We start from the raw sequence: 11,701 nt of genomic DNA on the forward strand, positions 1-11,701 counted from the left end.
AGCAGAAGACGGCATACGAGATTTCTGCCTGTCTCGTGGGCTCGGAGATGTGTATAAGAGACAGTTATAATACCTCTTGTCGTACATTTGTTTTAAATAATTATATACGATTAAAAATGGAAAGTAAATAGTAATTACATTCTCAAAAAGTACACCTTTTGATAGATTTAAACAGATGAACTATTTGATAGATTTAAATGTTTCAAAAAGTTGAAAAAATATTTTGAAAATATTATCAAAATATATTGGTTTTTGAGAAGAAAAGCGATAAAATATAAAAAGGATGGATAGAAATGGTTATATACGGATATGGGCGTGTGAGTACAAAGGAACAGAATGAACGCCGCCAGATAGATGCCTTTCTTGCTGAAGGAATTGATGAAAGGCATATTTTTATTGATAAAATAAGTGGTAAGAGTTTTGAACGTCCGCAATATAATCTTTTGGTGGGAACAGAAATTAGTGCAGGTTTGTTAAGAGAAGGAGATTTACTGGTCCTGTTGAGTTTAGACCTCAATTTAGGTGATATAATCAAAAAAACAAAGAAGATAAATATTATGTTATGGAGGTTACATTATGAAAATTATAACATTGTACAATCACAAAGGGGGCGTATCCAAGACTACGACTACATATAATCTTGCCCGTTACCTACAAGACATAGGCAAAAAGACATTAGTTGTAGATGCTGATCCGCAATGCAATATGACTGAATTGCTTATGTGCAGTATTATAGAAGAATTGGATGAAAAGTTTGAAAAAACAGGAGAAATAAATGAATTACCTGGAACAAGCTTATTAGAAATACTACAGCCAAGGTTTGACGGAGAAGTCGCGACTGTAAATATTGAAAATATACATGAAGTTCAAATTGATCAAGATCTATTTTTAATTCGTGGTGATGTTTCCCTAAGTAAGCTTGAAGACTTAATGGCAGAAGCTCATAGCCAAAGATTTTCGAATAAAATACACGAAAAAAGAAATTACGTTGCTTTAGCGGATATGTTAGTCAGATTTGGAGTTGCAAAAGGTTTTGACTTTATTTTAATAGATGTTGGCCCTAGTTCAGGAGCACTTACAAGGAGTTGTTTTTTAGCCTGTGATGCTTTTATGATACCAATGAGTGCGGATCGTTTTAATGTGCAGTCCATTCATACCTTGTCAATAGTTCTCCCTCATTGGATAAAAGAACACCAACAAATATATAATGATTTTCAAAGTTTAAAGTTGCCGATTCGCAAGGGAATGCCATTATTTTTAGGAGCAATCCCGCAGCATTTTAAGCGTTTTAAAGGTAAGCCTAAGGCAGGATTTGAGTTATGGATCACTCGTATACAAAAAGCACTAATTGATGAGCTGATACCAAATTTAACTGCTATAAGCCCTGAAATAACCAATAAGATAACACCAGAAAATGTTATTATTACTAGGATACCGGATTTTGGAAGTCTGGCTTCCTGCGCTCAAGAATGTGGTAAAGCTGTTTTTGAGGTTACTCAGGAAGATACAGCTTTAATAAATAATGGTACAAAATGGGCAGGGGTAGCATGGATAGATGCTCAAAAAAGAATGGCTTTTTTTCGTTCTGAATTCGAAAAAATCGCTGAGCGTTTGGAGGAACTTATATGAGTATAAATGCCTCATTGGAATATTCTATTGTTGCCTTCGTCGATATACTAGGTTTTTCTGAAATGGTTCGGAGCGATTGTGAAAATGTCATAAGTAATGCACGATATTTTGAAGTTTTGAAAAGCGTTAATGAACAGACTAAAACTATTCGTAAATGTAATATTACGCAGTTTTCTGATTCTGTAATATTTTCATTACCCCTAGATGTTGACAATTTTTATCAGATGGTAGAGATTTTAACTAACTATCAAAAAGATTTATTTCTACAATCCATTATTTGTCGCGGAGCAATTTCATATGGAAAGCACTATAAAGAAGAAGACTTTATGTTTAGTCAAGCTCTTATAGAAGCTTATAAACTCGAATCGAAAGAAGCTATCTACCCTAGGATTATTTTATCAAAAAACTTATTTGATTATTTCAAGCCTCAATTGAATAGAGGCTTGCCACATTTGCTATGCGAGCAAGACGGATATCAGTTTATAGACTATTTTTCTATTCTAGATAAAGAAATTTCAAAAGATATATTAGTTGATTTTAACAAAACAATGGAAAAATATCCTTTGAACGTTAAGGAAAAATATTTTTGGTTGTTCCAATATTGGGAGTATAGATATTCGGATAAATTGGCTTTTTCAGCTCCAAGATTTCATACATGTTGAGTCCGATTTAAATTTACTTGAATCATTATTGGACTTAGTATACCAATAATTACTATATGATGACGGAGAACACCATGAAAATTAATGATTATGTTTTACGTGAAAAAAACGAGTTAATGGAACGTTACTTGTCAAATGCACGAGAAATGTTTAGGGACTATAATATCGAGAGAGAAAAAACAAATGATTATAATGGAAGACAATTATTAGAGCTTATTCAAAATGCTGATGACGAGACAAATGATACAAATAAAAAAATTTATATTGAACTTAAAAATAATATTCTAATCGTTGCAAACAATGGGAATCCGTTTACTGAAAAAGGCGTTTATTCATTAATGCGTTCTCACTCAAGTCCAAAGCGTCATGAAAAAAAAATAGGTCGAAAAGGAACTGGCTTTAGGGCTATTTTGGATTGGAGCAAATCTGTCTACATTAAAAGCAACGAACTTTCCATAGAGTTTTCGGCAAAAAACGCCGAAAACGAATTGAAGAAGTTAATGGAGAAAAACGATGATTTTGCTGTGGAAGTTAATAATTATGGAGGAAAAACTTTACCGATTGCGATTTTGACCTGTCCTGTGGAAAAAAAAGCAAATGAAGAATATAATGATTATACTACCTATATCGTAATAGAAATTGAGGAAAATAAAGAAATATATAAAGATATTGAAAAGCAAATTGAAAATTTGGATGGCGAAACTTTGCTTTTTATTAACAACCTTGAAACAATACATATAAATGTGGAGGGTAAACATACGGTTTTCAAAAAAAAACTATTAACTGATGATGGGCACACGGTTGAGATTTCTTATTCTGATTTCAGTAAGGAACCGGAAACATGGTATATTGCTACAAAACAGGGAAAGATAAGTAAAGAAAATTGTGGCGATCGTATTGATAATGAATATGAGTTAAAAGTAGCGTACACCATACCACCAAAAACTAGAAGCAATAAGTTATATAGCTATTTTAAAACAGATTTGCGATTTGATTTTCCAGCGGCTATACACGGCACATTTGATTTGTCCGGTGATAGGAATAACTTAGACAAAAGCGCCGCAAACAAAGAAATGTTAGATTGTCTTGCGGAATTATTAGTAGAAACAGCATTAAAATTGCGAGAAACATCTACAGCGGATTATAACGGGCTCCGATTTGTTATGTTTCAAGAACTTGACGATAGAATAAAAGAACTCGGATTTGAAAAAAAATTGATTGAACAAATAAAAAGTAGTGAGTTGTTTCCTAATGTTGATAATCAATATAAGAGTTTTGAAAATGGGCCATTGGTATATTATGACACGCCCGATGTGACATTGTTTAAAAAGCTATCTAATCTATTAATATATTCTAACGATTGTAATATATCTATTTTTTTAAAACAAAAAATTGGGACGCAATCATATAAATATGATTCTTTAGTTGAATGGACCAATAATAATAAATGTGATTGTAGCTTACTAGAAAAAGCAAAAATATTTAAGTTTTATATTGATTATTTTTTTGATGAAATAAAAGATGCAGGAAATATTAAGCCATTACTTTTTGTTAATAGTGAGGGTATAACGATAAAACCTGGTGAGGAAACCTTTCGACCACCTATGGATGAAGTAGTGGCACCTTCATTTGTTTCTATAAATATATTAAGTACAGAACAGTTAGAGTTAATCAAATCACTGCTTGGAAATAGGCAATATGTTTTGGATGATGCGCTGAGGGCTTATAAATTTAAGTTATATGCATCGGAAGATATTATTAAGAAAACAACTCAAGCATTCTGCAAACTCTATGAAAGAGATAGAGCCTATCTCAAAGATTATCTGCAATGGCTGTATAAAATGTATAAGGTACCTGCTTATATCAGTACAAAAAGAATTATTTATTTACCAAACAGAAGTAGTAAGTTAACTGAGTCCAATCAACTATTTTTTGGTGAGGAATATGGTAACGAATTTGGAGTATCATTAATTTCTCTAATAAATAAGAGTGATAATATATTGGTAGATTTAAGTGGTATTGATATGGGCATGAGTTTTAAAGATGATATAGTTCCATTTTTTGAATGGTTAAGCATTAGAAAATATCCAGATATTGAAAATGAACAGGATTTTGGAAAAATTATTGAGACTGCAGAATTTGAGCAAATCATTGCATGGTATTTCAAAGATGAACAATTTAAAAATAAAATTAAAAACACTACAGTATTAAGTATTCTGCGTTCAAAGGAATGGGTAAGAACAAAATATAGAGAAAAACAAATCATAGAAAAGAGTTGTTTGATTGGGAATATCGGTAATGGATTCAACGATTTATTGGAATGTGTTTCCGTAGATTATGATAGCAAATATTGTAATGGTGAATTTGACAAAATAAAAAGTGACTATTTCTTAACAGAAGTAGGAATTATTAATGATTTTTCTAATATGAAAAGCCAGCGTATGTATGAGATACTTACGCTACTAGTAAGTTATGGTACAGAAATAGCTCATACGGCAAGGGATGTATATAATAAACTAGCAAGTAGCGTTCCTAAAGATTTACCTAGGAATACTTACTATTATAGTAGGAATAATTTTATACTCAATGGTAAGATTTTGGCAATGAAGAATGGTAAAGAAGAATTTTATCCTGTTACTGAGGTAGTTGCAGTTGGTAAAAAGAAATTATGTATGGAGATTACTGATCAATTGGCTATTATGGAGATTAAGCATGATAAAAATAAGGACAATATAAAAGCTATATTTGGTGTAGAGATAGTACGTTCATTTAATGAGACTTGTATAAAAATGGAACTAAATCATTTAAGCACAGAGTTAGATAAACATATAAAAGATTTACTTCCGTACCTTTATTGTTATAGGATTGACGAGGATTCAGATAGAAGAGAATTCAATCAATTAAATAAATTAAAAGTATTTTTATGTTCTGACATAGAAGCACAGTATACTTATAAAGGTGAGAAAAAACCACTACACTTAAAGCCATATGAATATATTTATGAAAAAGATGAAAATAAAGCTTATATTATGTTGGGGGATATTGCACATGAAACGAAAAAACAGTTGATATCAGATTATCAATTTAGTCTAACAATTATGGAGATATTTGAAGAAGTAACTGGATTGCAAAAACTCTCTGAATGTGCAGCAGCACTTTTTGGACTTTCTGATAATAATAGAAATAAAATGTTACAGGTAAACTTAGGAGATATATTTGAAGATGATCTGAAAAAATCAAGAGAGCTTTTCAATTTTGATTATAAGCAAGAATTTATTAAAGCTATTTGTACATACAAAAATATGGAGTGTATCAAACTTCCAACAGAGCTTGAAGATTGTTTTGATATCGGTTTTGACTATGAAGACATCAATGGTAATGGTAAATTTAATTACTTGATAATTAACCTTTTTAAGAAACTAGAAATGGATGTTTGCAATTTTAATAATCACTCTTCTTTTCCAATAAATTTGGTACCATACTTCAAATGGATTTTGGAAAAAAGATTATTAAGCCTCGAGTGCCAATATAATTATTACCTATTTGAACAATTAATACATCAACCTCTTGAAGCAAAAAAGAACTTTGGAAAAAAAATGAATCAATTCAGAACCTATGGCACAATTATTGATTATAAAAATAGTATTTATTTTGATGTCAATGAACAAATTAGTACGTTTTTCAATATTAATTTAGAAAAAGTAGAAAATCTTGACGGGAAACAGCTTTCGAATATATTTAAAAATAGAAAAGCAAAGCTGTTAGTTGATTTGCAGATTAATCAAGACGATGCTTGTTTTGATGATGAACAACTAAATTCACTAATATATTTTTATGATGACGATATAGTTTCACAGAGTATAAAAAATTATATTAATGGGAGAAAAGATATGCTGCAGGATACAGCTGATAACGAAAATGATACTAATTTTCAAGGAGCTGAAACAGCCATAGTTGTAACAATAGAAAGTGTAGACATCAAGCGTCCGGATGAACAGAATCCGAAGACACATTGTGGTGGAAATAGTAGCGGACGATCATATAATAGTAATTCGAATATACAAATCGGTTTAAAAGGTGAAAAATATGTTTATGAAGAACTAATTAAGGATCAATCAATTAAAGAGGTTAAATGGGTCTCAGGTAATGCACAAAAACTTGGAGAATGTTTTCATGGTGATGACTCGCTGGGTTATGATATTTACTATTTATTAAAAGATGACCCTAAAGAAATTCACTATGTTGAAGTCAAAGCGACTACTGGAGATACTTATACATTTCACTTGTCTAAAAACGAAAAAGAATTTGGTGAAAGACATAAAAAATACTATGAAATAATGCTTGTAACAAATGTGAATGATTGTTGTCCCAAAATCAACAAATTGGGTCACATATTTGACTATTCTCTAAACGAAGACTTTTTTACTAGCTCGCAATTTATCGTTGAAACGGACTCTTTTTCTATTACTGCTCAAAAGGTCTAACATACATTTCGCAGTGACATCAGCATGGCTTTAATGATAGACAAGGAAGATTCCTCTAAGATTACTGCTGAAGTACATGGGATGCAGCTTCTGTGTCAGCGGAATGTGTCATATGTTCCATGCTGCATGTTTTCTGAGTAGTCTCGGACTAAGCCGGCTGAAGGGGGGTAAGCAGTGCCTTCGGACATCAGACTCTGCTGATATCATAACACAGGATTGACCTTATATTGATATAGCTATTAACTATATGGGTGAGAAATAGAATGGGAAGAAATCCTTGAGATATTTTGACATCTATATCACAAAAAAGAAAATAAGTCTGAAAGCTTTTGCGCTTACAAACTTATTATACGAGGGGGAGCAATATGGGAAATTTTAAAGATGTTTTTCTAGGATATTCTGATTCAGATAAAGAAGCTGATAGAAATCCAAAAATGTTTAGTAATTCATTTTATGATCCAGATGGAAATATTGAAGAATTATTAAATGGGGATAGGTTTATTATCTCTGGCAGAAAGGGTGATGGGAAATCTGCATATAGTGCCAAAATAAGTTTGCTAGAGAATGAAATTAATATCTCCACAGCAAAAAAACCATTAAATAATTTTAATAATATAACATTTGAACAACTATCTACATATAAGAACTTGGGTGGTAATCCATACATATCTTTTTGGAAGTGTGTTCTTATGATCGAAACTGTAAAATTAATTAATGAAAAAGAACCATTAGTTGCTGACCCATCATTTATAGCTTTAGTGGCCTCTTTGCAGGAAAGTGGCTTGCTTGAAACAGAAGATATTTCCAGAACCATAACCAAACTTGTTGAGACCAACACAACTTTTAATTTAAAAAGCATTTTTTCTAGGGGAAAGAGGCGCGAAAATTCTAAAATATTGCAGGGAACAGAAGAGATATATTTAACTATTAGAAAATGTATTAGTACATTGTATTTTAAGGATAAACGAAATTATCTCTTGATTGATAATTTGGATGATATTCTAAGTGTTGAGAACTTTGAACCAAAAGTAATAACTGGATTAATAAAAGCATGTGATGAAATAAATTCGTTTTTTAATTCTTGTACGTTATTTTTAAAAATTATAGTTTTTGTAAGAGCAGACGTCTTGTCTGTCTGTAGAGATACAAATTTTTCTAAGATATTACGAGACTCTTCCATAGAGCTTAGTTGGAAGATAGAGGATTCCTCTGATGCAACACCTTCACGACTAATTCAACTTGTTAAAAAGAGATTTGAACCAATTTGGGGAGAGGATGTGGATTTTATAGAAATATGGGAACAGATATTTGAGCCAGTCGAATCATTTAAATCCTCTCTTGAGTATGTACTGGAAAATATAATTTACCGCCCAAGAGATATATTGCAGTTGATGATTGAAGCTCAAAAAACATATGTTACTGGTCAGAAAATAAATGATTCATCACTAAAATCCATATTATATAATTATTCAAATAGTTACTTCGTGGCAGCAATGCAAGATGAATTGACTGGTTTCTTCCCAGACGAAGCTGTTACAGTTTTGCCATCAGTTTTGTCAAAATTAGGTCAACGTTATTTTAATGCTAATGATTTTAAGATTGAATGTTGCAAGCATAAAGAATTTGAAAGTGTTGACTCAACACAATTACTTGCAAAAATGTTTAACGATGGATACATTGGCCAACATCGTCCCAAAGAAAAAAAAGATTATACAGTTTTTAAATATAGAAATCCTCGTGAAAATTTTATAGAAGAACATGAGTGTGTAGTTCATAGAGGTCTTATGCGTTCTTTATCAATTACTTAAAGTTATAACTTTTACTCGTAGTTTGAATAAAAGCTTTAGGGCCAAATAGAATATATCGGCATAAGCTACCAATTATCGAGGAGATTTTGAATTTGAAGATTTTTATCAGATGTATTACTACTCTAGCTGGAAGGATGATACTGCTTATTACATTTTTATAAAAGGACGACTCACTGCCAAGAACCTATTACCGAATGATGTTCACAAAGATTTGCTAAACTTTATTTAAGCTCATTTATAACAACAAACTTTGATGACTTAATCGAGGAGCCACTATACTGGTTTTGGAAGAAAACTGTTGAACAATATTAAGAATCAGCTCAAGATATACGGAATGAGATAAAAACGGTTAACGCATTTACAAATCTTTATCTTTTTTCAAAAGAAGCGTTGAGATATTGTTAAGAAAGGCGATGAATATGAAATTTACACATAGGCAACCTCAAACTTGGCAGGAACTCCAAAACCTGACAGCAGAATATGTAACTGTTGCTGGATATGCAGCTATTACCCCAATGAACTGAATACAGCAAGAGGGAAAGTTGAAGTTGATGTTTATGTTAAAGCACCAAATAAATTAGTAAAACACATAATTTGTGAATGTAAATATTGGCGAACCTAATCGCTTATGGGCAATAAAATTATTGGCAGCTCATGTCATGATTTATTCTGATAAATATACTTATAGTTTCGAAGAATTAACAGCCGAAGAATATACACTCTATAAACATGCATGTAATAGTGCATTAACTTCAACAGAGCAGTGTATGCTTATTTTAAATCTGACTTGCTAGATGACAGTTCAATATTAGACCGTTTTGGAATACAGCAGCAATATCAGGATAGTCAAATTATAAAGATCATTCTCAAGCGATTTCCTAGCTTAAAGCTGGAAATGAAACAGTTTATGTTACAGATACATATAAAGAAAATTATACTGTTTTTGTGAAAGAAAATAACTAAATTAGATTGTCATTATCTAATTGACAATTGTGAAAGTGAAGAAATAGACAAGACTATTAAGAGGTAGGCGGTTATTCAAAAAAACGTTTTGTAAAGTGTTAAAACATTGAGAATATAAAAAATTACTCTATACGTAAATAACTATTGATTAATTACTTGAAAAATTGTATAATATAATGAGGGGAAGGAGGGATTTGTATTGATCATTTTTAATTTAAAAAGTTTATTAGATAAGAAGGGGATGACTCAAACTGAATTGGCACGTAAGGCAGGAATAAGAGAAGCTACCATGTCTGCAATTCTAAATAACACTATTAAAGAAGTTTCTGTAATCAACATGGAAAAGATTTGTGATACCCTAGATTGTGCACCTGGTGATTTTATTGATAATATACCGGCGGCCGATTTTGAGAAGAGGAGGAATATGCTGAGCAAAGAGTATTTTATCCCTACCACGACCAGGGAAGAACGTGAGAAAATTGTTAATGACGCTCTAGCTTTATCTACTTTAGATGCTCCTGAACCAACAAGACATACAAAACAGTTAGCAGATCAATTTATCGAAGGTAATATATCTGAAGAAGATATGCTGAGGGCAGCTATAGAGAGATATCAACAGTAGGGAGAGGTAACATGAGAGATCCATATTTGTATGATGATGTTCCCGTTTTAAAAAATAAGTTAAACATAAAAGATGCTGCTCGGCTACAGGCGGCGGAGGCTGATATTACATTTATTAAATTTCTTAGTATAGACAAGTTGGATCAAGGACAAGAGTTAGATTTTGATTATGTGAAAGTTCTTCATCGTCACATATTTGAAGATGTATATCCATTTGCTGGTCAAACAAGAACAGTTCAAATTTATAAGGCTGAGGCTGTATTGGGCGGAGATACAATAAGATATTCACATCCTGATAATATAGAAGGACATGCAGTAAATATCATAGATGAAATGAATGGTATTAACTGGAGATCACTTAGTTTAGAAGATCGATCTATGATGTTTTCAAAAAACATTGCAGCGTTATGGCAGGTACATCCTTTTAGAGAAGGAAACACAAGAACAACTATGACTTTTGCTTCTCATTTTGCGGGGAGAAATGATTTCCCACTTGACAAACAACTCTTCAGAGAGAATGCTTCTTTTGTAAGGAATGCATTAGTAAAAGCCTCTGATGGCATGTATGCCGATTACCAGTACTTGAACAAAATAATGAAAGACTCTATGGTACTGGGAGAGGAAGCCTTCATAGTAGATAATATTAAATCAGCGGGTTTTCGACCCACAAAACTGCTCATTCAAGGAATGAAAGATATTAACCAGGCGTTCCAAAAACTTAACTTAGTTAAAGAATTGAGAGATTATTATAAGAATATCAAGAGTCTTGACAAAGACAAAGGAGAATTGGTAAGATCCGTGGCAAAGGATTTCGCTGACCAAGAGATACAAAACAAAAAAGTTAAAAGTATTAATCAAGCCCGGAATATTTCTCCCGAGCGTTAAAACGGATAAAGACTGTAATAAACTATCTTGAGTTGTTTTGCCATCCATGGAGCAATACTTAAAATAAGTAGATATTATAAAGCTGCTATATTACACAAAAATTTAGAAAAAAACTAAAATAAGTATTGTAATACCATAAAATGGATGATATGCTTAAGTCACCATTTCTAGAACATTTTTTAGATCTTTTTCATATCGAAACATATTTTCCAACTGTACGCAATGCGAAATCACCGGGATGCGAGAATAGTATGACCCAGTGGCCTTTGTAGTCGGATAATTTTATAGGTCCGAATGTTGTCATCGCAGTAAAATCAGGAGCTTTCATTCCTATGCTGACATTCATAAGTATTCCTTAATTGCATTTTGTAATATTATATGAAGGTGCGAAAAAAAATAGTTCTGTAAGATTTATTATATTTTCACCCTCATCAAAAAAGTAATAAAAAATTTTTATTTAGGGTATTTTATAATTATAAAAGTTCTGGTATAATGGAACTCAGCACATCATCTTTATCTGATACTGCTTTTTGTAAACGGCAAGTACTTTCCAGCAAAAAATGGAAATTATTTTCCAGCACTTTTTGGCAAATAAAATCCAGCACTTATGCTTATATTCCCCTGCGGATAGTCCGCAGGGATTTTTTTA

The 11,701-nt window shown here is 31.8% G+C and carries 8 protein-coding genes; 7 read left to right on the plus strand and 1 reads right to left on the minus strand.

The features are described 5' to 3' along the window. The first annotated feature begins 293 nt into the window (after positions 1 to 293). The 7 genes from CRO04_RS25100 to CRO04_RS25130 all read left to right on the plus strand — a co-directional run bounded on the left by CRO04_RS25100 (position 294) and on the right by CRO04_RS25130 (position 11,052). Positions 294 to 638: a recombinase family protein gene (locus CRO04_RS25100; protein ID WP_097006975.1), complete on the plus strand. Its 345-nt coding sequence runs from the start codon at positions 294 to 296 to the stop codon at positions 636 to 638. Continuing rightward, positions 577 to 1,629 carry a ParA family protein gene (locus CRO04_RS25105; RefSeq protein WP_097006976.1) on the plus strand — a complete coding sequence of 351 codons (1,053 nt, stop codon included), beginning with the start codon at positions 577 to 579 and terminating at the stop codon, positions 1,627 to 1,629. The genes CRO04_RS25100 and CRO04_RS25105 overlap by 62 nt, the downstream gene beginning before the upstream one ends. After that, complete coding sequence (locus tag CRO04_RS25110; RefSeq protein ID WP_097006977.1) at positions 1,626 to 2,291, plus strand: hypothetical protein; 666 nt, start codon at positions 1,626 to 1,628, stop codon at positions 2,289 to 2,291. The genes CRO04_RS25105 and CRO04_RS25110 overlap by 4 nt, the downstream gene beginning before the upstream one ends. Positions 2,292 to 2,365: 74 nt before the next feature. Next, positions 2,366 to 6,775 carry a DUF3883 domain-containing protein gene (locus CRO04_RS25115; RefSeq protein ID WP_166432675.1) on the plus strand — a complete coding sequence of 1,470 codons (4,410 nt, stop codon included), beginning with the start codon at positions 2,366 to 2,368 and terminating at the stop codon, positions 6,773 to 6,775. A 365-nt stretch (positions 6,776 to 7,140) separates the two neighbouring features. After that, positions 7,141 to 8,583, plus strand: a complete 1,443-nt coding sequence (locus CRO04_RS25120) for a P-loop ATPase, Sll1717 family (RefSeq protein ID WP_097006979.1) — start codon at positions 7,141 to 7,143, stop codon at positions 8,581 to 8,583. A 1,162-nt stretch (positions 8,584 to 9,745) separates the two neighbouring features. Then, positions 9,746 to 10,168, plus strand: coding sequence for a helix-turn-helix domain-containing protein (locus CRO04_RS25125; RefSeq protein ID WP_097006980.1), 423 nt, complete (start codon positions 9,746 to 9,748; stop codon positions 10,166 to 10,168). Positions 10,169 to 10,179: 11 nt separating this feature from the next. After that, positions 10,180 to 11,052: a Fic/DOC family protein gene (locus CRO04_RS25130; protein WP_097006981.1), complete on the plus strand. Its 873-nt coding sequence runs from the start codon at positions 10,180 to 10,182 to the stop codon at positions 11,050 to 11,052. A 190-nt stretch (positions 11,053 to 11,242) separates the two neighbouring features. On the opposite strand, the gene CRO04_RS25135 is transcribed toward CRO04_RS25130, so the two are convergent. Beyond that, the gene (locus tag CRO04_RS25135) at positions 11,243 to 11,398 is read right to left on the minus strand and encodes a redoxin domain-containing protein (protein WP_420323219.1); all 156 of its coding nucleotides are present in this window, start codon (positions 11,396 to 11,398) and stop codon (positions 11,243 to 11,245) included. Between the last annotated feature and the right edge of the window lie 303 nt (positions 11,399 to 11,701).

Origin of the sequence: Lacrimispora amygdalina, assembly GCF_900205965.1 — a bacterium.
GTDB lineage: Bacteria > Bacillota > Clostridia > Lachnospirales > Lachnospiraceae > Lacrimispora > Lacrimispora amygdalina_A.

What these genes read in the sequence shown, in the direction of transcription:
- CRO04_RS25100 (WP_097006975.1), top strand. Translation starts at nt 294, where the DNA reads ATGGTTATATACGGATATGGGCGTGTGAGTACAAAGGAACAGAATGAA.
- CRO04_RS25105 (WP_097006976.1), top strand. Translation starts at nt 577, where the DNA reads ATGAAAATTATAACATTGTACAATCACAAAGGGGGCGTATCCAAGACT.
- CRO04_RS25110 (WP_097006977.1), top strand. Translation starts at nt 1,626, where the DNA reads ATGAGTATAAATGCCTCATTGGAATATTCTATTGTTGCCTTCGTCGAT.
- CRO04_RS25115 (WP_166432675.1), top strand. Translation starts at nt 2,366, where the DNA reads ATGAAAATTAATGATTATGTTTTACGTGAAAAAAACGAGTTAATGGAA.
- CRO04_RS25120 (WP_097006979.1), top strand. Translation starts at nt 7,141, where the DNA reads ATGGGAAATTTTAAAGATGTTTTTCTAGGATATTCTGATTCAGATAAA.
- CRO04_RS25130 (WP_097006981.1), top strand. Translation starts at nt 10,180, where the DNA reads ATGAGAGATCCATATTTGTATGATGATGTTCCCGTTTTAAAAAATAAG.
- CRO04_RS25135 (WP_420323219.1), bottom strand. Translation starts at nt 11,398, where the DNA reads ATGAATGTCAGCATAGGAATGAAAGCTCCTGATTTTACTGCGATGACA.